The following is a 21,206-nucleotide window of genomic DNA, read 5'->3' on the forward strand; positions in this document are numbered from 1 at the left end:
GGATTTAGCTGCCAAGCTCGGCTTCGATCAGCGTCTTGAAGTCGTCATAAGGCTGATTTTCAACCTTCTTCCCATTCACGACGAAAGTAGGCGTCGCCTGAATTCCATCGCGTTCGGCATTTTCCTGATACCAGGCCACCAGTGTCTGCGCGCGGGTACCGTCCTGCAGGCAAGCCTCAAGCTGATCATTGTCTATGCCAGCGAGACGCCCGATCTTGCGCAGTTCATCAACGATTTCGGCAGGACCTCCGGCACGGGTCCATTCCGACTGGCCTTCATACAGCAGGTCGGTGATGCCAAAGAACTTGTCAGGTCCTGCACAGCGCGCGACCATCGAGGCCCACAGGCCATAGCGGTCGAAATACACCTCGCGGTAAGTGAACTTTACCTTGCCGGTATCGATGAAGTCCTTTTTGAGCTGCTTGTACGCGCCCTGATGGAAATTCGCGCAGTGCGGGCAGGTGTACGATGCATATTCGATGATCTCGACTGGCGCGTCTTCGGCCCCCTGCACCATCTCGACGATGGTCGAGGTGTCCAAATCCGCCTCTTGCGCCTCAGCAGCACCAACAAGCGGGTTCGAAGGGATCGTGTTACTCGACGTTGTCAGCCAATAGCCGCCAGCGGCCACGGCGACAGCCGCACATATTACGGTTGCAATCCGGCTCATTCATCAGCCCTTTCTTAGCGTTTCTGTCTGGATAAAACGTTGCGGCCCAAACGTTCAAGGGCCGCGCGCAAATCTTCATCATCAACCGCGCGCGACACATTGTCGGCCTCAGCTGCGATTTCTGGTGAAACAACCGGTTTCGTCTGTTTCGGTTTGTGATCGAAACTCGCCTGCCCCTCAGCAAATCCGGTAGGCGCGGTCTGGGTGATACGCACCCGATTGATCGCGTTGTAACCATAGACCGCATTCACTTTGTCGCGCAGCTGTTCTTTCTGCATCTCCAGCATTGGCGCCTGCGGCCCGGTGGTCAGCACCGTCAGCGTCGCGCCAAAGCCACCCTTGGCGTATCCCACATTCACCGGCCGGGCGATCGACGCGATGTCCTGGCCCACAATCTCGGCCCAATGGATCAAAAGGCGCGAGACGGCAAATCCCCGGCTTTCCCCGGCCTGCCTGATCCGGTCGTTCAGCAAAGTGGCGGTGCGCTTGAACCCGCGGGTCGAGGAACGTCTGCGTTGCATCTGGTTTCCAACTCCTGCGCCGCTATTGTAATAGGCTGATAACCGGACGCCAGTGAAACCCGACAGAGAGTTACATAAAACTTGCGTGACTGCACCAAATCTGACCTGAGCAATACGCTGCTGGATTGGTACGACCGCTACGCACGTGAAATGCCGTGGCGTATCGGCCCGGCAGCGCGTGCCGCAGGCGTAGCGCCAGTCCCCTACCGCGTCTGGTTATCCGAAGTGATGCTGCAACAAACGACCGTTGCCGCCGTTCGCGACTATTTCATTCGATTCACCACGCGCTGGCCAACCGTCGAAGCGCTTGCCAACGCACAAGATGATCAAGTCATGGGGGAATGGGCTGGCCTGGGCTATTACGCCCGCGCCCGCAACCTTCTGAAATGCGCGCGGGTGGTTGCGTCTGCGCATAACGGGCAGTTTCCCGACAATTACGATGCACTACTGGAACTGCCGGGCGTTGGCCCCTATACGGCGGCGGCCATAGCAGCCATCGCATTTGATCGGCCCGAAACTGTCCTGGACGGCAATGTTGAACGGGTCATGGCAAGGCTCTATGATATTCACGAACCCCTGCCCGCCTCAAAACCCATGATAAAGGAAAAAGCCGCGGCATTGACCCCGCAGCACCGACCGGGAGACTACGCGCAGGCTGTCATGGATTTGGGTGCAACGATCTGTACTCCAAAATCTCCGACCTGCGGCATTTGCCCCCTACATGCGGCCTGTCTGGCGCGGAAGGCGGGGACGCAGGTGGAACTGCCGCAAAAAACGCCCAAGAAGCCCAAACCCACCCGGCTGGGCCACATCTACATCGCCCAACGCGGAGATGGTGCCCTGCTGTTGGAACGCCGCCCCGACAAGGGTCTGCTGGGCGGAATGTTGGGCTGGCCTGGCTCGGACTGGTCCGAAACACCGCTGGAAAGCCCTCCGTTCCCGGCGCGATGGCACGAAATCCCCGGTGAAGTGAGACACACCTTCACCCACTTTCACCTGATCCTGCGTATTTGGACAACCGAATTGCCAGACGGTTGCGATCCGAACGGTCTGACAGTCATGGACAAACACCATTTCAGGCCCAGCGACCTGCCCACGGTTATGCGCAAGGCTTTTGACCTCTGGCGCGGCCAATAGACTGCTGGGCAAAGCCCAGTGCGCGGTCTACGGTGCCGCCAACGTTTCGGAGCCTCAACATGATCGCATCTGACACCCTGTCTCGCTGGCAATCCGCCCTTCCCTTTTGGGTCTCATATCTCCTGATCCCACTGATCTGGATGACCACTACGGCAGGCGGATGGTGGGTCCTGCTTGTACCGCTTTCGACATGGTGGGTCTTTGCGGTGCTTGACCGGCTGACCGGCCTAAACCTTGAAAACGCCGACCCGGACACGCCAGATGCGGGGCTGCAATGGTATATCTGGCTGACCAAAGCCTGGGCACCTGTGCAATTCCTTACGCTCTATGGGCTGATCTGGTACACTACCCGAGCCGTAGATATGAGCTCGGTCGAAAAAATCGGCGTGTTCTTCGGCATGGGCGTCCTTTCCGGAACGATCGGGATCAACTACAGCCACGAGCTGATGCATCAGAAAGGCAAACTGGAACGCTGGCTGGGCGATTTACTGTTGTCGATGGTCCTTTATTCCCATTTCCGGTCCGAGCACCTGCTGGTTCACCACCGCTACGTCGGAACTCCGCGTGATCCGGTAACCGCTCGCTACAACGAAGGTTTCCACCGGTTCTATCCGCGCGTTCTGCGCCAAAGCCTCATCTCAGCCTTTCGCGCCGAGCGGGAAAAACTGGCCCGCAAAGACCGCCCTTGGACCGACCCGGCAAACCCGTTCTGGCGCTATTGGAGCCTTCAAGGAGCCATGCTGCTGCTAGCATTTCTGATCGGCGGATGGGCAGGGCTAGGCCTGTTTTTGGTACAGGCCGGCACCGCCATCTGGCAGCTTGAACTTGTTAACTATGTCGAGCACTACGGGCTGACGCGCAAATATCTGGGCGATGGCAAATATGAGCATGTGCACCCGCGCCATTCCTGGAACGCGTCACAAAAGGCCTCGAATTGGTTGTTGATAAACTTGCAACGCCACTCGGACCACCACTACAAGCCAAACCGGCGCTTTCCATTGCTGCAACACCATACGCAGGACGCAGCGCCGCAACTGCCTCATGGATATCCGGTCATGACCCTTGCCGCGATGATCCCGCCCTTGTGGCGGCGTATCATGAATCCGAGGGTCCGCGCTTGGCGGCGTCAATACTATCCCGAAATCACCAACTGGAAGCCTTACAACAAAGCGCACAACCCTGCCCCTCGCACCTGACTGCAGCGCGCTGCCCGGCCCAACGGGAAGGATCGCATCTTTGATGCGCTGCAGACAGGCGGGAGCCCTGGTTGCTACAGCACCCAGACATCCATCGGGGCTGTAACACCGCGAACAGGCTGGTCCGAGTGCTGTGCAAACCCGGTCATCATGTCTTGCGCATTTGGCGTCTCGCTTAGAGCCTGAGACCGCAATGCATCACTGACAATGATGCGCGCTTGAAAATCGCGCGTCAGAGCCTCTAGCTTCGCGGCAACATTCACCGCATCGCCGATCACTGCAAATTCCAGCCGGTTTGCACCGATATCCCCCAGTACGACCGAGCCATAATGAACCCCGACCCCGATCCGAATCTCTGGCTCACCCGCGCGCTTGCGCTCCAAATTCCAACGGTCGATCATCTCGACCATGGACCGCGCGCACGCCAGTGCATTGCTTGCATCCAGCTCTCCGGGTACGGGGGTTCCAAACGTGGCCATCAGCCCATCGCCCAAGTATTTGTCGAGTGTTCCGTGATGGCGAAACACCTCGGTCTCCATTCGGGCGTGGAAACCACGCAAAACTTCAATAACCTCATATGGATCACGGCCAGCCGAAAACTTGGTAAAGCCAACGATGTCGATAAATAGAACCGCGATATCCTCTTTGCGGACCTGCTTCAGAGGTTCGTCGTTCTGGCTCAGCTCATCCACCACATTCGGCGAAAAGTATCGAGACAGATTAGCACGTTCACGTTCAAGCCCAGCATTGGACATCAGCAAGCGATTGAGGCGGCGCATCGACACCCCAAGCGTCACTGCGACCATGACAAAAACGATCACCTGCTGGATGCGTAGGGTTGGCATGAAACTGTTGGGATCCATGAACTCGGCCACATCCGGGTAGCCTGACAAAGCCTCGGCCACACGCTCGCTAATCCCGGGGATCGGGGTGGCGACCCACCAAGCGATCACCCATCCAGCCGTCCACATCATCGCCGTCCACGAACCGATCGCAATGACAGTGCGCCAGGAATAGGCAAGCGTCCCTGCTGCCAGGATAATGAAGAAATACTGAAAATTGTCGAACCGATACTGCATCGCCAGTGGTCGCACATCGTCGCTGAACGGGTTGGGCACAATCATCCCCAGCGTCATGATCAGCAGATCGACGAAGATCAAAAGCAACTCGGTCCGGGATTGCCCCACACGACCCGCGCGTTGGATCAGCCAACCATTGGCGCAGATCAGAAGCAGGATGAAATGGTACCATAAGACCTCCCACTGGGGATTCAGATAGATCAGCAACAGCCCGGTCAACGCCATCGCGATCCAGCGTGCACGAACAGCCAGTTCAAGGCCCTCTCGCTTGTGTCGTTCCAGTGCCGCCTCGGTATATTTGTTGTCCAGATCGAAGTTGTCCGGTTGCGTAACAAAGAACCGGCTAAGGCGGGATTGACTGGCGGTGGTCTCGGTCATTGCCTTTATCTCCCAAAAAGGGCTGTCAGGGGCTGCCCTATGCAATCATCTCACAGGCAAAAACAAAAGACCCCGCCGGTAACGGCGGGGCAAGGCGTAGTGCCTTGTGTCAGGCCACAGGCACCGGCGGTATTCAGTTATGCAATTCGGCCCTGATCTGCTGACGCAACACGTCGATGGGCACGGTTTTGCCATCGCGTTTGAAGCACCAATAGGTCCAGCCGTTACAAGACGGTGCATTTTCCAGATGCGCGCCAACCTGATGGATCGAACCTTTGACGTTCTGCCCTACCAGAGTCCCGTCGGCGCGGACCTTGGCTTTATGGCGTTGGTTCATCGAATACAGTTCCTCACCCGGGCGCAGCATACCGCGTTCGACCAATTGGCCGAAGGGCACGCGCGGCTCAGCGCGCTTGCTAGCGCTGACTTCCAACGCTTCGCGGTCAAACTTACGGACCTTTGAGATACGCTTTTCAGCCACCTTGCGATAACTTTCTTCGCGCTCAATCCCAATGAACTCACGCCCCAGCATTTTCGCTACAGCACCTGTGGTGCCCGTGCCAAAGAACGGATCCAGCACCACGTCACCGGGATTGGTCGAACCAATCAACACGCGATGCAGCAGTGATTCCGGTTTCTGCGTCGGATGCGCCTTGTCGCCGTTTTCGTCCTTGAGCCGTTCATGCCCGGTGCAGATCGGCAGTACCCAATCGCTGCGCATCTGCACACCTTCGTTCAGCGCTTTCAGTGCTTCGTAGTTAAACGTGTATTTGGCCCCTTCGCGCTTGGACGCCCAGATCATTGTTTCATGCGCATTGGTAAACCGCTTGCCACGGAAGTTTGGCATCGGGTTGGATTTACGCCACACAACGTCGTTCAGAATCCAATAACCCGCATCCTGCAGGGCGGAACCCACGCGGAAAATGTTGTGATAAGACCCAATCACCCAGATCGCACCATTGGGCTTCAGCAGACGATGCGCAGCCTTCAACCATTCCCGCGTGAACTGGTCATAAGCCCCAAAGCTGCTGAACTGATCCCAGTGATCATCGACCGCATCGACCTGAGAATTATCGGGCCGGTGCAACTGACCTTTCAGCTGCAAGTTATATGGGGGGTCCGCAAAAATCAGGTCAACCGACGCCTCGGGCAGACTGTTCATCGCCTCGATGCAGTCACCGGATAGAATCGTGTTTAAAGGGAGCGCGGCTGCGCCCTTTGTCTTTATTGTGGTCATATCACTGCCTCAGTTCCACGGCGCTTTTGCGCTCATTTGGTTGAGACAAGGATGAGTCAAAGATGATTCGCCGTCAATTTCTTTTTTGAATCAGCGACTTACGATTTACTCTTGATACAAGATATTGTGGACCGGTTTGAACGAACGTCTATGGTGTGGGGTCACGCCAAGATTTTGCAACGCCTCGCGGTGCTGTTTTGTCGGATATCCGGCATTCGCCTCCCACCCATAGCCGGGATGCTGTTGCGCCAAATCCACCATCAGCTGATCACGCCAGATTTTTGCAATGATCGACGCTGCCGAAATCGACACCGACCGTGCGTCGCCCTTCACCACCGCCTGCGAGGGTAATTTCATACCGCGCGGGATCATGTTGCCATCAATCAGCAAGAAATCCGGAGCCGGGTCCAGCGCAGCTACCGCGCGTACCATCGCCAGATGCGAGGCGCGCAGGATGTTATGCTCATCGATCTCTGCAACCGTGGCTTCGGCCACCGCGACCTCTGCCCGGTCGCGCAATATCTCATCCAAACCGCCGCGACGCTTGGCCGTCAGTTTTTTTGAATCGTTCAACCCAGCGGGAATGTCATCCGGGTTCAAAATAACCGCTGCGGCTACAACCGGGCCGGCCAGCGGACCGCGCCCAACCTCATCCACCCCGGCAATTCGGGTATATCCGCGTGCCAGCAAAGCCCGTTCGAGTTCATAATCAGGTGTCATCATACCCTTGGCAAATCGCGTTTCGTAGCGCTTCGCAAGAAAAAAGAGAGGGCAGCTTGCGCCACCCTCTCCCGCGCGGCGCTTCTATGGCGCCACTCCTGCTCGAAACCTGTTACTGGTAAACGACACGGTATCCTTTCTGGCGCAGGCAGGCGGGTTCGTATGCCCGTTTTACCTTTTTACCATTCCAGAAACCAACCTTGCATTGGTGTGGCAGGCTATCGGCATGTTTATAGTACTTCTTCAGGCAATTCGGCCCAAGCAGCGGACGCTTGTTCGAATAGGCATTGAACGTGCGCAGGCAACGCTGTGGTAGGTCATAACGGGCCACGCGCTTTGGCAACGGGCGTACAGCATGTTTTTTCTTGGCCTTCTTCGCCTTGGCTTCAGCCTGCTTGTGACGCTTGCGGCGCTCTGCCTCTTCGTCGCGCTTTTTCTCCTGATGATAGTGGTTGACCGCAGCACCTATGAGCGCGATCGCAGCCAATCCGCCGAGAATATCTCGGGTATCTGCCGCCCGTGCCTGCGACGCCGAGATCCCCGTGATGGCGACGGCGGTTGCTATGATCAGAGCGATAAATTTCCGGTGCATGATGCGTGTCCTTTCGGATAATGGGCAGGCCGGTTACCGACCGCGGAATTGATAACCTGACACTGCGACCACCCCGTTCAGACAAGCAATAACGGCATACCGTTATTCAATATCAGCACCACAAACCCCCTGAGGTTATTGAATATCCACCCAACCCATGCGCAGGATGCAGCCCATGAAACAGATCCTCTCTTCTCTGGCTCTGACGGCCCTGATATCGGTTGGGTCGCAAGCCATCGCGGCAGATTGCTATGCCGACTACAAGGCCAAGCAGGACAATCCCTTACGCCTGCACTATGGCGTCATGCAGGTCTCAAGCTGCGATAAAGGCTCGGCCCGGAAAGAAGTCGCCAAGCGGCTGAAATCAAACGGCTGGACCCTGCTGAACGTGATGACCGTTTTCGAGGCGGGTGGATTGGATCAAAGGAAGGCCAATGCCGGAAAATACTATCTCCGTTACTGAGGCGCGTCGTTCGGGGGTTCGGCTGGTTGGTCTGGGGATTGCGGCAATCGTCGCGATCCTGGTGACTGCAGCGGTTTTCCTGTTCTGGACGCTACCGGACGCAAATGCCTTCAACGCGCGGGTTGAACGGCTGTTTGTCGAGGCTGACCTGACCTCGCAATCGGAAATCCGTCTGCTCGAGATTCTGGCGCAATCGGGCACCGCCTTTGCCGATACGCTATCCAGCTATCGAATGGTCATCTTCGTGCTGTTGGTCTTTGCCAGCGCCATGCTGATCACCGCGCTTGTTTTTCTGGTCATGCTGGTTCTGCTGAACCGCCGCATGGCCCAGATTGAGCGGACGGGGATCCAGGTAACATCCCTGCTGATCAGCCGTGAAGAGAATACCGTTTATCTCAACAACATGGATTTTAAGTTGACCCCCGCCGCGATGGAAACGCTTTCGGTTCTGGCTGAATCCCGGCTGGATGACGAGGTCCTGTCGGGTGCCCAGATCGAAGCGATGATCTCGGGCAGAAACGCTGCAGATTGCGATGAGGCCGCCGGGGCAACCCGGATCAAGCGCCTGCGCGACGCCTTGGGAAATCAGATGGTCAGTGAGCTGCTGGTGAAGAACATCGCCAAGAAGGGCTATATGCTATCGATTGAGAAAGACGTTATTCAAATGGTCTGAGGATGCCATTGCGGTAAAATCTACGTGCGCATCTTGGAATTCTCGCCCTCAAGACCCATGATATAAGGGCTTGGCCAAGGGAGGTTGCAGATGAACGTCCATGCCACACCGAATGTCAAAGGCTATGGGATATCAGTTGAGCCGCTGCAGGGACGGATCGCGATCTACCGTGGTGATATACTGCTGGCCGAAAGCCACAACGCCAAAGTGATGTACGAAACGCGGCTACCTCCCGCGATCTATGTTCCGCGCGAAGACCTGTGCGTCGAACTCAGCCCTGAGACCGAATTGCAGACGTTCTGCCCCTTCAAGGGTACCGCAACCTATCACGACATTAGCCTACCGGAAGAGCGCCTTACGAACTCGATTTGGGCTTATGAAGACGCCTTCCCTGAAAGCGCGGCCATTCAGGGCCATATTGGATTCATGCCGGATACCGCGACGCGGATCGACCTCGGCGACAACCAACTGCGTCAACCCGACGATGGCAATATCAGCGGCCCCCTGATCGATTGGCTGATGCGCGGTGCGTCCGAAATGAACACTCCTGATGCCTTTACAAAAACGCTGGCCGAGAAAATGCTGGAACATGGCATCGCTATTCAACGCCTAAGCATTCTGGTCTGGTCGCTGCATCCGCTGATCGCAGGCAAACACTATATCTGGGAGAAAGACTCGGCTGAGATTTCGACCCACACTCCGACCTATGAAATTCATGATCACCCTGCCTTTACCAATAGCCCTCTGCGTCACGTTTCAAACGGGTTGGGTGGTGTCCGCCAGCGCCTGAACAACGACAATCCGCATAACAGCTTTCCGATCATCGAAGACCTGCGCGCAAAAGGGGCCACCGATTACGTTGCCATGCCACTGCCTTTCTCGGATGGGCGGACGAATGTCCTGACCCTGACTTGCGATCATCCCGATGGGTTCACGACCGAGAACCTGGGTCTGGTTTTTGAATGCTCTACTGTCATCGCGCGGTTCTACGAGGTCTTCATGCAGCGCGAAAACGCGCAGGTTCTGCTGGAAACCTATGTAGGCAAGCGCAGCGGTGCGCGCGTTCTGGGGGGCGAGATTCGCCGCGGTGATGGCGATGACATAGATGCGGCGATCATGTTTTGCGATCTTCGAAATTCAACCGCATTGGAAGAAAAACTGGGGCGTGATGACTATATCGAGCTACTGAATGCGTTTTTTGAGACAGTTTCAGGGATCGTGCACGACCATGACGGAGAAGTTCTGAAATTCATCGGCGACGCTGTTCTTGCCGTCTTCCCGGCGGGTGACGATGCCGCCAAAGCCCGATCCAGCGCGCAGCTTTCGGCAACTGAGATCGTCGAAAAACTGGGTGAATTGCGCAGTGACGGAAGTGATCATGATTTCGACTGCTCGATTGGTGTCGCCTATGGCCGCGTCACCTATGGCAATGTGGGCTCACGCGAACGGTTGGACTTTACCGTGATCGGTCAGGCCGCCAATGTCGCTGCCAGATTGGGCGAATATGGCAAAACCGTCGGACATAGAATTGTTGTCTCGCAAGATATCGAACCTGTTTGCAAACAGGCGATCCCTTTAGGGGCGATCAAGCTGCACAACGTCTCGCAACCGATCAAATCATTTGCCCTGCAAACCTCAGCCGATGCCTGATTTGGCAGTTCACTTCGCAAGAGTTGAACCTCAAATTGTGCCACCCACTATCTCGGATCGGTCAACCTATGGCCTTGCGCGAGATACCGTACACACCGTGTCTAGTAGACATCAATGGTTCAAAAACCACCGCCCAGCAGGATCAGAGCCGTCTGCGCAGGTGAGATCGTCTGTTGGATTTGATTGATCTGATTGCGGGCCAGATACGTGTCGGTCAGCTTTTCGATTGCCTCACTTTCAGTGAACTGCGCCAGATCGGATGAACCCGTAATACGCTGCAATCGATCTTTGAAAACCTCAAGCTGCTTGTCGATATCCAGTTGCGCAAATGCTGCAGGCAGCCCCAATGCCGTTTCCATCATATTGCGCAAGGGAGGCAGCCCCATCAGATCAAACCACCTTCTGTCCTCACTGCCACCCTGGCCAGCCAGATCGCGCAATGCATGCTGGGTGTACAACGCGATACGCATCGATTCATCTGCTTCACCAACCGAGATTTCAAATCGCGCAATCAAGTTGTCGTCAGCGATCTTTTCCATGGCGTCCACCAATCCGGTCTTGCGCACATCGCCGGGACCAAGTCCAAAGGCATTGGCAAAATCACGGTACCTGCCGTCGGCCAGCCTGTTCGCAAGCGCATCGTCAGCCTGCGTTCCATCGGACAAGATTTTTTGGACAAAATACCGATTGTCGAGATCACTTTCCAAGCCAAACGCACCCAATGCCACCTGCAACAACCGTCGGTCCGAAACCAGATCCTCGGCCGTCTGGACCTTGCCGATATTGTCTAGAAAATACCTTGAGTCCCGTTCATTGATCCCCGAGGCAGAATAGCTTTGAAGCTGCGCATCATAGGTACGCTGCAAAAAGCGCCAGCCAACCAGACCACCTGAAGGTATGACCGGCTGGAAGGTCACTGCTGATACGCCATCAGACGTTCTTCGCGCGGCAACAGTGAACGCAAGGCCTTTAAACACTTATAGTATTGCTCTGCCACCAATGCTTCAGTTGCGTTGGCAAGGACCCGGCGACTGTCGGCATCCGTGAAAACCTGGCTCAGCTCTTCCACGCGCCGCAGAAGTTGCTGGCGCGCCTGCTCAGGTTCGGTATCGCCTGACAGAACCAACTGCGCGGCATAGCAGACACGGCGTACCGGCGTGTTGACCTCTTCCGGGTGAATGGCATCGCGCAGGCGCAGGACATTTGCCTGAGGTGTCATGATCGAAAACCGACTGCGTCGATCCCCGTTTTCGATTACAACACCATTGATCAGAACCCGTTCCTTTGGGGCAAGTTTCAGGACCAGACCCCCCATCAGTTGCCCCTCATTTGACGTAGCCCGCGCAACACGGCCATGTTGATCTCAAGCAGCGGCTCAACGGTCGCCTTGTTCGCCAGCACCTGGCTGCTGTGTTGTTCGGTAAACTCAGCCAAATAGAAAATCCGCGCCCGCAGATTGCTCGGCAGCCCGTTATCCGCATCCGCCACATCGGTTGCCAGCACAGTCCACAGCCGGCGATTTTCGTGCAAGGCTTGAACGAACCCTCGGAAATCAGCCGTTTTCCGCGTGGAAGCAGCCTTCAACCGATGTGTAATCCTGGAAATCGCCTCATACTCTGTATCCCGAGGTGTTCGCGTCGGTGCAGCAGATTGCGCATAAGCGCGGTGAGCAAGCGTTTGCGGTGTCACTTGAAATCCTTCCAATTGTCCTTCAACGGGCGATCAAGTCCGGGGCACGGCGTGCGTGCCCCGGATCAGTTCCAAAGTTAACGGAACAGCGACAGGATGGACTGTGGCGCCTGGTTCGCGATCGATAGCGATTGGGTTGCCAGCTGTTGCTGGACCTGCAACGCTTGTAGTCGCGCCGAGGTTTCTTCCATGTCAGCGTCAACCAACGAGCCGATACCGGATTTGAACGAGTCAGACAGGTTCGAGATGAACTCTTTCTGGGTCTCGATCCGACCCTGCGCCGAACCAAAAGCCGCCGAGGCATCAATCGCAGTATCGATGAGGCCTTCGATCGCGCCAAGCGCTGCGGATGCGCCGGCAGAAGTCGACACATCAATCGAGGCCAGAGCGCCTAGACCGCCAGAGTTCGCATTGGCATATTGACCGCTGATCTGCAGCGAATCTGACCCTTCGTTGGTGATATCGAGTTGCGCAGCATTCGTACCCGGATCATAGACGACCGAAACATTGGCATCCGAAGCTTCGATGGCAGCTTTTAGCCCCGCAGCGATGATCTCTTCGGGCGCGTTGCCTGCGGCGATATCCTCAGCCCGGACTGTATAAGACGCGACATCGTCGCCCAGTCGGACCGTGAAAGTATCGCCAGCGGACAATGTGCCCGGATCAGCGATCACGATGCTTCCATCATCATCGCTTCCGCCGTTTCCATCCAACGAAAATCCGAATGCGTCGGCCGTATCCGCGGTGACCCCGTCAGTTCCAGTGAACACGTCGGCAGCAGTGTAACCACCTGTCGACAGGTTTTGCGCCGATACGCTAATGGAAGACGCTGTCACGTTGCCTGCATTGTCTCGATCCAAAGAGGACAGAATGCTTGCGCCAGCCCCACCGTTCACCAGATTGAGGCCATTGAACTGGGCAGCGCCGACAACCGATTCGATCTGATCCCTAAGCGCGGCCACATCGGTGTTGATCTTAGCACGATCAACGTTGTCTTCTTGCGCCGCAACGATCTTGCCTTTCATCTGGTTCAGCAGATCCGTCACAGTTTCTGAGGCGTTTCGAGCAACTGCGACAGTGGATTCACCCAAGGCCAGGCTGTCCTTGATCGCATTGAAGCCGTTGACGTCTGATTCCATCACCTTTGAGATGGCCCAGACAGCCGAGTTATCCTTGGCTGTAGCCACATCCTTGCCGGTCGAGATCGCGTTTTGCGTCTGTGCGAGGTTCTTGTTGACCGATTTGAGAGTTTGCAGCGCAACCATTGCGCCATTGTTCGTCAGAATGCTGGACATATTTGTCATCCTCTTAGCGTTCGGGCGCGTTTGACGCCCATGTTGGACCCACCAAACCGGCAGGCATTCTGTCGTTCTGACCTGTGCGTCGTGCCTTGTGGCCTTCGCGCCACCCGTTGTTTCAGGTGCATCGCCACATTTGCCCCCGATCTCCTAACGGAGTGCTAAGACGGGCAAATCCGAAATCTCGAATTTGAATCAAACCTGATGCTATGCCCGTTTTTCCAGCTTTGCCCGCGATCGCAAGGCAAACCCACTACGCTGCCCCGAGGCGTCATAAGTACTGAACTCCTGCCGGACCTGTTTCAGTTTCGCCATTCGGTCCGCCACAGCCCGAATACCCTCGGCCGCACTGTTCAAAAGGGCTTGATTGCGCACGACCTTCGTCTGGATCCGGATCAGATCATCGCTTTCCAACACCTGCAGATCATTTATTGCATCGATCAGATTCTCTTTTTCAGGCACCAATCGATCCAGATCGGTCAAATCCCCCTGGACCAGGGCTGTGCGCTCCAGAACCAAAAGGTCTTCCAGTGCCTGAATCGGATCTTTATCCATCGGACTTCTCCATCATTGCATTGAACAAAATTTCCGAAAGGCCGATTCCACCCGCCTTTGCCATTTGCTGTGCCTGCTGTTGCACCAGAAACGAAGCAAACTGATCTTCGCCTGCGCCACCGCCAAAGGAACTTCGTGCTTGGCCGAGTCCTGCTGACTTGAGCATTTCAGCCAGAAAAGCGGCTTCCAGCTCAACAGAGGCGGCTTTCAGCTTCTGTGGAATCTGGGCGGAGTGCATGGTCGCACTGGTAGATGTAATCGTCATCGGATTCTCCGAAAATTGCTATGAACTTTCTCGATCAAAGGGGAAAGCGGTTAAAATAAACGTAACTTCCTGTGGGCACAGTGCCGGCCAGATCAAAGAAACCCCGGAGCGAAAAATGACCAACCCGCTGACGATCATGTCGCCTGCATCTGCCACGGGTGACAAACCGGGGGCATCTCAGGGTAAAGAGCGTGATACCAAAGGTGGGTTTGCCTTTGAGGAAGTGCTTAATGAGGATGTCGAACAAAACGAATTGAAGGATGTTGATCCGTTTGTGGCTGATTCAAACCTGCCACCCGAACAATCAGAAATTCCATCTGTTTCTACGGCAGATTCAATTGAGACAATCAAACCCGACGAACTAGAGCGCGCCCAACTGCAGGTGGCTGCGCAAGAGGTCGCAAATGCGCCGAAACACCAAGCGGATTTTGCCGTCGGTGAGACGAACCATGTTGCCGCTCCGCCCAGCCCGGTACAGCAAATTTCGCAGTTGGCCCCTGAAAATTCAACGCTAAGACAAAATACAGGCTCGCCCGAAGCGGCTGTCCCAAGGCCTGACGCAAACGTGCTTCGAGCGCCAACCCAAGTTCCGATCCATGATGTTAGCGGAAATGGATATCTACACCAAATGCCGGCCTCACACGCGCTAAATGCTAGCTTTGTTGGGGATACTTTTTCGAAACTGGAACCGCCAAGTCCTGAAACAGAGGTGCCACTCGTCGCACGCGCAGTTGAGCCTGTAGAGGCTCGAATAACCCAGCAAACTGTCATTTCTGCCGCCTTGAAACCGCAGGCAACAGCTTGGAATCTCGACCGGGCTCCGGGCGATGCTATTGCGGAAACGGCGATCAGCGCGGAAGTTGATGACCTTTTTGCTGTCAAAGACACAGCGGTGGGCTACACGATACGCGACACGACGCAAGCGATGCCCGTCGCCGCAGCCCGCGCGGAAACGGCACGCACGATTGCGGGGCAACTGGCCGCTTCGATTTCGACCCGACCAAATACCGGTGGCGTTGAAATAGCCCTGAACCCCGAAGAGCTTGGGCGCGTATCAATCACGCTCAACGGTCGAGAAGACGGGTTTCATCTATCGATCGCGGCCGAACGGCCCGAAACACTGGACCTGATGCGGCGACACATTGCGGTCCTGTCGGCTGAGTTCGAAAGGCTGGGTTATGGGGATCTGTCGCTTGATCTTAGCATGTCCGGGGACTCGTCCCAGCATGGTGACCCATCAGAGCCTGACCCTTCCTCAGAAACGGTCGAAATGGTTCGCGACGCGGACCATAAGGCGCCCACACTCCCGGCTGGCCCTGAACGGGGCCTTGATATGAGGCTTTAACTAATGATTTCAGCGACCAATTCAGTGACCGCAACGGGTGCAAATCCCGGCGCAAACAACAATTCGGAACGCTCGGCACTGACGTCAGATTTCGAGACCTTTCTGCGCATGCTGACCGTGCAGGCGCGCAATCAGGATCCGCTTGAACCTCTGGATTCCTCCGAATATGCCTCTCAGCTGGCGCAGTTCTCGATGGTCGAACAACAAGTCAAAGCCAATGAGCTTCTCTCCGGTCTCGCGCTGACAATGGGGGCAGTCGATCTTAATCAGCTCACCGGGTGGGTTGGGATGAATGTCAAAACCGATGCACCGTTTCGCTTTGTAGATCAGCCTGTTCCGATTTTTGCACGGGCCGAACCAACTGCCGACCGGGCCGAGTTGGTCATCCGCAACGACCAGGGCACCATTGTCGATCGCATCCCTGTGCCTACCGATAAGGCCGAATTCGAGTGGGCCGGGGTCAGCAGTGCAGGTGATCCCTTTCCCGCTGGCAGTTACTCAGCTACATTGGAGAGCTTCAAAAGAGGTGAGTTACTAACCAGCACGCCCGCATCTGCCTTCGGTCGGGTGGTAGAGGCACAGGTCAGCGAAGGTGGCATCATCCTGAAACTGGAGAGCGGTGCAGAGGTGTCCGCCGAAATGGTCACGCAAATCCGCACGGGCGCTTGATCTGGAAGGCAAGGCGGGCCAAAGCTTGGCGCATCGCGACTCGCCCCCTAACCCGGTATCTGTCCTGTCTGATCATCACCAACCTCCCCCGGGTCTTGTTGCCCAGCTCAGCACCCAAGGTTTGATCCGCCACGACGTGACCTTCGAGGTGTTGTACGGCGGGCGGACCAATCATGTCTGGAAGGTTTTGTCCGGCAATAGTGATGCCGTGCTTAAGCTATACAGTACCGGGTTTCAGAACCCCTTGTTTCGCAACGATGCCCGGCTTGAGTCAGAATGTCTGCGCACGCTCAACAGCTTTGGCTTCGTGCCCAATTTACGTGCCACTGGTTCCTTTGGAGACGACAGCTGGGTCTACTATGACCACGCACCGGGCGTCCCTTGGCAGGACGATGTTTCGGGCGTGGCCCATCTGCTTGGAAGGTTGCACCAAATTCCGGTCAATCTGGACCTCCCTAACGGCTGCAATGGCAGCGAAGATCTGGAACAGCACGCGTGTCAAATTCTGGCTGATTGCCACGCGGAAGAGCGGCGATCGTTGCTTGCAAAAAAACCTCAGGCCCAAGTACCGCCGTTATCCGCGCGGTGCTTGATCCATGGCGATCCGGTCGCGGGAAACATCTTGCAATCGAAAAATGGGCTGACGCTGATCGATTGGCAATGCCCGGCCTTCGGTGACCCATGTGAAGACTTGGCGATATTCCTTTCACCTGCGATGCAGCAACTCTATCGTGGCGCGCCCTTGTCCGAGGCCGAAGAGACGCTGTTTCTTAAGGCCTACGACCAACCCGATATCACCGAACGCTATCTGTCATTGAGGCCTTGGTTTGCCTGGCGCATGGCAGCTTATTGTCTTTGGCGGGCTGAAAACGGTGCGGCTGATTATGCCATTGGGTATGAGCTGGAAGTCGAGGCCTTATAGGTCCGCCAGACCCAGATACGCATAGGCTGGCGGCATGACAGCGCGACGCCAACGGCCAAAAGGAAACCGCCCCGGCGTACCCTCAATAGGGGACGGGATGTCTGCGGATTGCCCCAGCACCAGTCGCGCCAAAGCACGACCGCAATATGTTCCCATCGCCACGCCATTGCCGTGGTAAGCAAATCCTGCAAACATCCCCGGATGCTCAGCAACCGGGCCAACAAAGGGCACGAGGTTGCGGGCAAGGCAAACCAAGCCGGACCACGTATGTGTGACATCGACACTGTTCCAGGCGGGGAATAGCCCCTTGAAATCCCTGAAAGCTTTTTGCCGAATGCGCGCCTCAGCCCCAGGAGATGATAGCAGCCCCCCTCGTGTCCCGAACAGAAATCGTCGATCAGGCATCAATCGGAAATAGTGCAATAAATTACGCGTGTCATAGGCCATCTGATCCGACGTCCAGCCTTGCGCCTGCAGCTCGACATCAGTCAGAGGCCGCGTCACAAGAACCGTTGACTGTGCAGGCATATAACGCGCGGCCAACCAGGGTGGCAGATCCTCGCTTGAGTAGCCATTTGTGCACACCAAAACGTTCGAGGCACGAATGTGACCCGCAGGTGAGGTCAGCACGAATCCAGAGGCGGCCTGTTTGATCTGCGTGATCGGGCTGTTCTGGAACAGAGTTGCGCCCTTTGCCTGGGCAGCGCCTGCCAAGCCGAACAGATACTTTCGGGGGTTCAGGGCAAAACCAATCGGAGTTGTATAGCCGCCGAAAAACGCACCGCCCAACCCAAGGCTCCTCAGTTCGCCGATTTCGTGCAATTGTCCGGCCGGATCGGCCGACCGGCGCAATCGTTCCATCGCGCGCCGTGAATGGGCCAGTTGAGTTTCACCCTTGGAATGCGTTTCGGCGTCGATTTGGTTATCACGCAGAAGGTCAGCAACCAGTGAAACGGCGTCTTCTTCCGCTTGGTAATAGGCCTGCGTTGCCACCTGACCATAGCGACGGGTCAGACCAGCCTTGCTGAGCTTTGACCCGCCCAGACAACAAAAGCCCCCGTTTCGACCGGACGCCCCCCAGCCCGGTGTTTCCTCCTCGAACACAGCGACCGAAACCCCTGCCTCGGACAGATGCAATGCGGCGGACAAGCCGGTAAACCCGCCCCCGATGACGGCGACATCAACGCTGATATCGTCTTCGAGCTTTGGCCAAGCAGGGGTCGCGATCGTCTCGTCCCACCAACAACCCGTGCGTGGCGCAGGTCCGTAGGCGTAATCAGGAAATATACGCCTCATTCAGCGCTTGCCGCGGCCAACTCATCCTGTTTCTGCCGAACCATCGCCCGCTTGGTCACCAGGGACGCGGTAATAACGCCCACCGTGACAACCGCGATCATTAACGTCGACAGCGCATTGATCTCGGGACTGACGCCCAAACGCACAGCCGAGAAAATCTTGATCGGCAAGGTGGTGGCAGAAGGCCCAGATGTGAACGAGGCAATCACCAGGTCATCCAGCGACAGGGTGAAAGCCAGTAGCCATCCTGAAATCACCGCCGGAGCGATGATCGGCAGGGTGACCAAGCGAAACGCCTGCGCAGGAGAACAGCCCAGATCCAGTGCGGCCTCTTCCAGCGATCGATCAAAGGTCACAAGGCGCGAGGACACTACGACCGAGACAAAACACATCGAAAACGTCGTATGCGCCAGTACGATGGTCAGGATACCCCGATCCAAGCCAATTCCAATGAACAGCAGCAGCAGCGACAAGCCCGTGATCACTTCGGGCATCACCAGAGGGGCATAGATCATCCCGGAAAACAGCGTTCGCCCAAAGAACCGCCCACCGCGTACCAGAACATAGGCCGCTGCGGTGCCCAGAATCGTGGCCAGCGTTGATGAAAATACGGCAACGCGCAGCGTGACCCAGGCTGCATCAAGAAAGGCTTCGTTCTGCATCAACTCGCCGTACCATTTGGTCGAGAACCCGGCCCAAACGGTGACAAGCTTGCTTTCGTTGAAGCTGAAGATAATCAGGATGATCATCGGGATATACAGAAAGGCAAATCCCAGAGTCAGCGAGACTGTGTTGAACCAGCTCAGCCTGTTCATTGTTCTGCCTCCGTCTGCTTTTGCTGGTTGCGCTGGAACAGCACAATCGGGATCACGAGGATGAGCAACAGAACCACGGCCACCGCGCTGGCGACGGGCCAATCGCGGTTCGAGAAGAACTCTTCCCACAGCACCTTACCGATCATCAAGGTCCCCGATCCGCCCAGTAGCGAGGGGATTACGAATTCCCCAATCACCGGAATCATCACGAGGAAGCAGCCCGCGATAATACCGGGGCGCGACAAGGGGATTGTGATCAACCAGAATGCCTGCAGACGCGAACACCCAAGGTCTTCGGCGGCTTCGATCAGCGACCCGTCCATCCGTTCAAGCGACGAATAAATCGGCAGGATCATAAAAGGTAGGTAGGTATAAACGATACCGATATAAACTGCGGTATTCGTGTTCAGAATGGTCAGCGGCGCTGAGATGATGCCTGTCCACAGCAACAACTGGTTCAGATAGCCTTCGTTGCTGAGGATGCCCATCCATGCGTAAACCCGGATCAGGAACGAAGTCCAGAACGGCAGGATGACCAGCATCATGAATGTAGGTCGCCACTCTTCAGGTGCGCGCGCCATCGCATATGCGATCGGATACCCGACAATCAGCGTCAACACTGTTGAGATCAGCGCGATCTTTACGCTGGACAGATAGGCCTTCCAATAAAGATCATCTTCAGTCAGCCAGACAAAGTTTTCCAGATCAAGCTGGCTGAAGAAATCCCTGATACCCGCCCAACCTGCGGATAGGTCCAGCGTCGGAGTGTAGGGCGGAATGGCAAGTGCGGTGTCTGAAAGCGATATCTTTAGGACGATAAAGAACGGCACCAAGAACAGTGCCAGCAACCAGACATACGGGACAGCGATAAGAACAGCGCGGCGCATCAGTTTTCCAGCAGAACTGCGGCAGTCGCTGTCCAGGACAGCCAAACCGGGTCTTCCCAGGTGAACGAGCGGCGCGAGATGCGGCGGGTATTCGCTGTTTGCGCCTTGATGATCGTGCCATTTGGCAGTTCGACATGATAGGTCGACAAGTTGCCCAGATAGGCGATGTCATGCACCTTGCCCTGAATGGCGTTGATCGCATCGACCGGGCGCTCGGCAGAGATCGCGACCTTTTCAGGCCGGATCGCCAGATGACAGCCCTGACCATTGGACAGTTGGGTCGCAGAAGACGCCGCTAACGGGGGCTGCCCTTCTGCCCACTCAATCTGATAGCTTTCGTCGCCTGCTGCGGTAGCGCGTCCCTCAATGATATTCACATCCCCAATGAAATCAGCAACATAAACCGAGTTTGGCGTCTCATAGATGCGATCTGGAGTTGCCACTTGCATCAGTTTGCCCTGATCCATCACGGCCACTCGGCTGGCAACGGTCATCGCCTCTTCCTGATCGTGCGTCACGATGACAAAGGTCGTGCCGGTTTTTTCCTGAATGTCCATCAACTCGAACTGGGTATCCTGACGGAGTTTCTTATCCAAAGCGCCCAAAGGTTCGTCGAGCAATAGCAGTTTTGGTGCTTTGGCCAATGACCGGGCCAGCGCAACGCGTTGGCGTTGACCACCCGAGATCTGGTGCGGCTTGCGGCGTGCGAACTGTTCCAGCCGGGTTAGGCGCAGCATCTCATCGACCCGCTCTTCCAGATCGCGCTTGGGCATATTGTCCCGGCGCAGGCCAAAGGCGATGTTGTCCCAGATGCTGAGATGAGGAAACAGCGCATACGACTGAAACATCATGTTTACCGCCCGTTTGTTGGGCGGGATCGGGTCGATATCCTGTCCACCCAGAAGGATGTGACCATCGGAGGGGGTTTCGAATCCGGCCAGCATCCGCATCATCGTGGTCTTGCCGCAGCCCGACGGGCCGAGCAGCGCAAAGAACTCGCGCTCGTAGATATCCAATGAAAGATTGTCGATTGCGGTGAATGCGCCAAAACGCTTGGTGACGTTCTGGAACTGGATCAAGGGTTTCGCCTGCGGGTCATCCCACGGCGCAAAGACTTCAGAATTCAAGGCGGCCCCCGTCTATCGGTCA

General features: G+C 56.3%; 24 protein-coding genes. 8 read left to right on the forward strand and 16 right to left on the reverse strand.

Features of this window, described 5'->3' with window-relative positions; all coding sequences use genetic code 11:
* Positions 1 to 4 precede the first annotated feature (4 nt).
* Complete coding sequence (locus ACR0NE_RS00620; RefSeq protein ID WP_170406731.1) at positions 5 to 670, reverse strand: DsbA family protein; 666 nt, start codon at positions 668 to 670, stop codon at positions 5 to 7.
* Positions 671 to 684: 14 nt separating this feature from the next.
* Complete coding sequence (locus ACR0NE_RS00625) at positions 685 to 1,191, reverse strand: DciA family protein (protein WP_170596783.1); 507 nt, start codon at positions 1,189 to 1,191, stop codon at positions 685 to 687.
* Between the two features lie 81 nt (positions 1,192 to 1,272).
* On the opposite strand from ACR0NE_RS00625, the gene mutY reads away from it, so the two are divergent.
* A complete protein-coding gene (gene mutY / locus ACR0NE_RS00630; protein WP_480459446.1) occupies positions 1,273 to 2,328 on the forward strand; it encodes an A/G-specific adenine glycosylase in 1,056 nt (351 codons plus the stop codon).
* A 59-nt stretch (positions 2,329 to 2,387) separates the two neighbouring features.
* Entirely contained in the window at positions 2,388 to 3,524 is a 1,137-nt protein-coding gene (locus tag ACR0NE_RS00635) for an alkane 1-monooxygenase (protein WP_170596781.1), read from the forward strand.
* A gap of 74 nt (positions 3,525 to 3,598) precedes the next feature.
* Here ACR0NE_RS00635 and ACR0NE_RS00640 read toward each other — a convergent pair whose 3' ends face one another.
* The 4 genes from ACR0NE_RS00640 to ACR0NE_RS00655 form a co-directional block, all read right to left on the reverse strand.
* Positions 3,599 to 4,981: an adenylate/guanylate cyclase domain-containing protein gene (locus tag ACR0NE_RS00640; protein ID WP_170398937.1), complete on the reverse strand. Its 1,383-nt coding sequence runs from the start codon at positions 4,979 to 4,981 to the stop codon at positions 3,599 to 3,601.
* A 133-nt stretch (positions 4,982 to 5,114) separates the two neighbouring features.
* Positions 5,115 to 6,218 (reverse strand): site-specific DNA-methyltransferase, encoded by a 1,104-nt coding sequence (locus ACR0NE_RS00645; protein ID WP_170398940.1) that lies wholly within the window; start codon positions 6,216 to 6,218, stop codon positions 5,115 to 5,117.
* Between the two features lie 105 nt (positions 6,219 to 6,323).
* Positions 6,324 to 6,941 carry a ribonuclease HII gene (locus ACR0NE_RS00650; protein ID WP_170562287.1) on the reverse strand — a complete coding sequence of 206 codons (618 nt, stop codon included), beginning with the start codon at positions 6,939 to 6,941 and terminating at the stop codon, positions 6,324 to 6,326.
* Between the two features lie 109 nt (positions 6,942 to 7,050).
* Positions 7,051 to 7,530 carry a hypothetical protein gene (locus ACR0NE_RS00655; RefSeq protein WP_170425883.1) on the reverse strand — a complete coding sequence of 160 codons (480 nt, stop codon included), beginning with the start codon at positions 7,528 to 7,530 and terminating at the stop codon, positions 7,051 to 7,053.
* A gap of 175 nt (positions 7,531 to 7,705) precedes the next feature.
* Here ACR0NE_RS00655 and ACR0NE_RS00660 point away from each other — a divergent pair, with 175 nt between their 5' ends.
* The 3 genes from ACR0NE_RS00660 (at position 7,706) to ACR0NE_RS00670 (ending at position 10,316) form a co-directional block, all read left to right on the forward strand.
* On the forward strand, positions 7,706 to 7,993 hold the full coding sequence (locus ACR0NE_RS00660; protein ID WP_170398948.1) for a hypothetical protein: 288 nt from the start codon (positions 7,706 to 7,708) through the stop codon (positions 7,991 to 7,993).
* Positions 7,965 to 8,666 (forward strand): winged helix-turn-helix domain-containing protein, encoded by a 702-nt coding sequence (locus ACR0NE_RS00665; protein WP_170398951.1) that lies wholly within the window; start codon positions 7,965 to 7,967, stop codon positions 8,664 to 8,666. Before ACR0NE_RS00660 ends, ACR0NE_RS00665 begins: the two co-directional genes overlap by 29 nt.
* A 90-nt stretch (positions 8,667 to 8,756) precedes the next feature.
* A complete protein-coding gene (locus tag ACR0NE_RS00670) occupies positions 8,757 to 10,316 on the forward strand; it encodes a DUF427 domain-containing protein (protein ID WP_170596779.1) in 1,560 nt (519 codons plus the stop codon).
* A gap of 119 nt (positions 10,317 to 10,435) precedes the next feature.
* Here ACR0NE_RS00670 and ACR0NE_RS00675 read toward each other — a convergent pair whose 3' ends face one another.
* The 6 genes from ACR0NE_RS00675 to ACR0NE_RS00700 form a co-directional block, all read right to left on the reverse strand.
* The gene (locus tag ACR0NE_RS00675; RefSeq protein WP_170596777.1) at positions 10,436 to 11,233 is read right to left on the reverse strand and encodes a DUF1217 domain-containing protein; all 798 of its coding nucleotides are present in this window, start codon (positions 11,231 to 11,233) and stop codon (positions 10,436 to 10,438) included.
* Positions 11,230 to 11,631: a flagellar biosynthesis repressor FlbT gene (gene flbT / locus ACR0NE_RS00680; protein ID WP_170398959.1), complete on the reverse strand. Its 402-nt coding sequence runs from the start codon at positions 11,629 to 11,631 to the stop codon at positions 11,230 to 11,232. The genes ACR0NE_RS00675 and flbT overlap by 4 nt, the downstream gene beginning before the upstream one ends.
* Positions 11,631 to 12,005: a flagellar biosynthesis regulator FlaF gene (flaF, locus tag ACR0NE_RS00685; protein ID WP_170425892.1), complete on the reverse strand. Its 375-nt coding sequence runs from the start codon at positions 12,003 to 12,005 to the stop codon at positions 11,631 to 11,633. Before flaF ends, flbT begins: the two co-directional genes overlap by 1 nt.
* Positions 12,006 to 12,082: 77 nt before the next feature.
* Positions 12,083 to 13,300, reverse strand: a complete 1,218-nt coding sequence (locus ACR0NE_RS00690) for a flagellin N-terminal helical domain-containing protein (protein WP_170406757.1) — start codon at positions 13,298 to 13,300, stop codon at positions 12,083 to 12,085.
* A 210-nt stretch (positions 13,301 to 13,510) separates the two neighbouring features.
* The gene (locus ACR0NE_RS00695; RefSeq protein ID WP_170596775.1) at positions 13,511 to 13,858 is read right to left on the reverse strand and encodes a flagellar biosynthesis protein FlgN; all 348 of its coding nucleotides are present in this window, start codon (positions 13,856 to 13,858) and stop codon (positions 13,511 to 13,513) included.
* The gene (locus tag ACR0NE_RS00700; RefSeq protein WP_170398972.1) at positions 13,851 to 14,123 is read right to left on the reverse strand and encodes a rod-binding protein; all 273 of its coding nucleotides are present in this window, start codon (positions 14,121 to 14,123) and stop codon (positions 13,851 to 13,853) included. Before ACR0NE_RS00700 ends, ACR0NE_RS00695 begins: the two co-directional genes overlap by 8 nt.
* A gap of 115 nt (positions 14,124 to 14,238) precedes the next feature.
* Here ACR0NE_RS00700 and ACR0NE_RS00705 point away from each other — a divergent pair, with 115 nt between their 5' ends.
* Genes ACR0NE_RS00705 through ACR0NE_RS00715 form a run of 3 tightly spaced genes read left to right on the forward strand, consistent with a single transcriptional unit; the run spans position 14,239 to position 17,059 of the window.
* Positions 14,239 to 15,468 (forward strand): flagellar hook-length control protein FliK, encoded by a 1,230-nt coding sequence (locus ACR0NE_RS00705; protein ID WP_170596773.1) that lies wholly within the window; start codon positions 14,239 to 14,241, stop codon positions 15,466 to 15,468.
* 3 nt (positions 15,469 to 15,471) lie between these two features.
* Positions 15,472 to 16,137: a flagellar hook capping FlgD N-terminal domain-containing protein gene (locus ACR0NE_RS00710; RefSeq protein ID WP_170398978.1), complete on the forward strand. Its 666-nt coding sequence runs from the start codon at positions 15,472 to 15,474 to the stop codon at positions 16,135 to 16,137.
* On the forward strand, positions 16,088 to 17,059 hold the full coding sequence (locus ACR0NE_RS00715) for a phosphotransferase family protein (RefSeq protein WP_480459450.1): 972 nt from the start codon (positions 16,088 to 16,090) through the stop codon (positions 17,057 to 17,059). The genes ACR0NE_RS00710 and ACR0NE_RS00715 overlap by 50 nt, the downstream gene beginning before the upstream one ends.
* Here ACR0NE_RS00715 and ACR0NE_RS00720 read toward each other — a convergent pair.
* From ACR0NE_RS00720 to ACR0NE_RS00735, 4 genes are read right to left on the reverse strand one after another with little or no spacing between them, the layout of a single operon-like run.
* Positions 17,054 to 18,355, reverse strand: a complete 1,302-nt coding sequence (locus tag ACR0NE_RS00720; RefSeq protein WP_170596771.1) for an NAD(P)/FAD-dependent oxidoreductase — start codon at positions 18,353 to 18,355, stop codon at positions 17,054 to 17,056. The genes ACR0NE_RS00715 and ACR0NE_RS00720 overlap by 6 nt on opposite strands.
* A complete protein-coding gene (locus tag ACR0NE_RS00725) occupies positions 18,352 to 19,170 on the reverse strand; it encodes an ABC transporter permease (RefSeq protein ID WP_170398984.1) in 819 nt (272 codons plus the stop codon). Before ACR0NE_RS00725 ends, ACR0NE_RS00720 begins: the two co-directional genes overlap by 4 nt.
* On the reverse strand, positions 19,167 to 20,057 hold the full coding sequence (locus ACR0NE_RS00730) for an ABC transporter permease subunit (protein WP_170406776.1): 891 nt from the start codon (positions 20,055 to 20,057) through the stop codon (positions 19,167 to 19,169). Before ACR0NE_RS00730 ends, ACR0NE_RS00725 begins: the two co-directional genes overlap by 4 nt.
* Positions 20,057 to 21,184: an ABC transporter ATP-binding protein gene (locus ACR0NE_RS00735; RefSeq protein ID WP_170596769.1), complete on the reverse strand. Its 1,128-nt coding sequence runs from the start codon at positions 21,182 to 21,184 to the stop codon at positions 20,057 to 20,059. Before ACR0NE_RS00735 ends, ACR0NE_RS00730 begins: the two co-directional genes overlap by 1 nt.
* Positions 21,185 to 21,206: the final 22 nt, after the last annotated feature.

It is taken from the genome of Ruegeria sp. C9 (genome assembly GCF_056537585.1).